The organism is Snodgrassella alvi (assembly GCF_002777855.1).
GTDB classification, from domain to species: Bacteria; Pseudomonadota; Gammaproteobacteria; order Burkholderiales; family Neisseriaceae; genus Snodgrassella; species Snodgrassella alvi_E.
On the sequence record NZ_MEIK01000014.1, the window covers coordinates 1 to 1,813 of the forward strand.

Consider the following 1,813-nt stretch of genomic DNA (forward strand, 5'->3'; position numbering starts at 1 on the left):
TAATGACCAATATCTCCACCATCCAACCACAACTCAATATGTCATCCCAACTGCGTGTAAATATCATCGGTACCGGTAAAGTAGCCTCCAGCCTCGCCATCATCTGGCATCAGAGCAAACAAATAAATATACAGGCAGCATGGAACCGCAGCTTCATCACAGCGCAAAATCTTAAAAACCATATACCTTCTATTCAACTATGCAAAGAATTGAACAATCTACCGCCAGCTGATATTTATGTTATAGGTGTCAGCGATCAGGCTATCGAAAAAATAAGCTGGCAAATTCAACAAAATCATTGCCTAACACGCAATTCATTAGTTATTCATCTAAGCGGTGCATTAGACAGCAAAATATTAAAATCAAACCAAAATAAAGTACTGGCAGGCTCCCTGCATCCGGTATTTCCTTTTGCCTCAATCGAAATAGCCTTAAATCAATTAGCCGGACACATGTGCGCCATAGAAGGCGATAAAGTTGCTTTACCTATACTGCAACAACTGGCTCAGGCTGCAAAATTAAATAGCTTTATTATTGATGCAAACCAGAAAAGCCGCTATCACACCGCACTATCAGCCAGTGCCAATTTTCTAGTTACCCTAAATGCATATGCACGTAATATACTTACTTCTTTGTCTATACCGAAAAGCCTAGCTGAACAACTCGTAAACCAGCTCATGCAGCAAAATCTAAACCAACTACAAACAATGGTTCTGGAAGAAGCCCTTACAGGGCCAATAAAACGTGGCGATAGCACCACAATCGCAAAACATTGGCAGGCATTAAACACAACAGAGCAGGAGATATATAGCGTACTCGCCAAGCAGACATTAAATTTGACCAAATTAAGCCAAGACAAGCGTCAGCAAATATTACAAATCATCTCACCAACGCAAACGAAGCAAGATTAAGAGTCATAAGAAGTGGAAATATAGAGTGTAATAATTATAGAAGGTCCAAACGGAGCAGATGACGCTAAAAAATAAAACTTATTAAAACAGCGATTTGGTGGATTGGACAAAAATAAGCGGAGGAAGTAGTTGACAGGGTGTATGCAGGGGCGTATAGTTCGCCTTCTTCGCTGAGACGCGAGCCGAAACGAACGAAACAGTTTAAAGTAGAACGCAGTCGAAAGCAACGCTCTTTAACAGAACAGATTACCGATAAGTGTGAGTGCGGATAAGCCTCACACTGATTCAGAGGGACAGGATAGTAAGAAATCTTGTCAATAACTTTGAAGCAGACCAGTGATACTGAAGGGAACTTCAGGATTGCAACAAGCTAAGATTAAACATAAGAGTTTGATCCTGGCTCAGATTGAACGCTGGCGGCATGCTTTACACATGCAAGTCGAACGGCAGCACGGAGAGCTTGCTCTCTGGTGGCGAGTGGCGAACGGGTGAGTAATGCATCGGAACGTACCGAGTAATGGGGGATAACTGTCCGAAAGGATGGCTAATACCGCATACGCCCTGAGGGGGAAAGCGGGGGATCTTAGGACCTCGCGTTATTTGAGCGGCCGATGTTGGATTAGCTAGTTGGTGGGGTAAAGGCCTACCAAGGCGACGATCCATAGCGGGTCTGAGAGGATGATCCGCCACATTGGGACTGAGACACGGCCCAAACTCCTACGGGAGGCAGCAGTGGGGAATTTTGGACAATGGGGGGAACCCTGATCCAGCCATGCCGCGTGTCTGAAGAAGGCCTTCGGGTTGTAAAGGACTTTTGTTAGGGAAGAAAAGCCGGGTGCTAATACCACCTGGTGCTGACGGTACCTAAAGAATAAGCACCGGCTAACTACGTGCCAGCAGCC

The 1,813-nt window shown here is 44.8% G+C and carries 1 protein-coding gene and 1 rRNA gene; both read left to right on the forward strand.

Annotated features, from left to right (window positions below; genetic code table 11):
• Positions 1–911: Rossmann-like and DUF2520 domain-containing protein (locus BHC43_RS00775; protein WP_100156095.1), on the forward strand; the 911-nt coding region annotated here is incomplete at its 5' end.
• A 378-nt stretch (positions 912–1,289) separates the two neighbouring features.
• Positions 1,290–1,813, forward strand: a 16S ribosomal RNA gene (locus tag BHC43_RS00780); the annotation flags it as partial.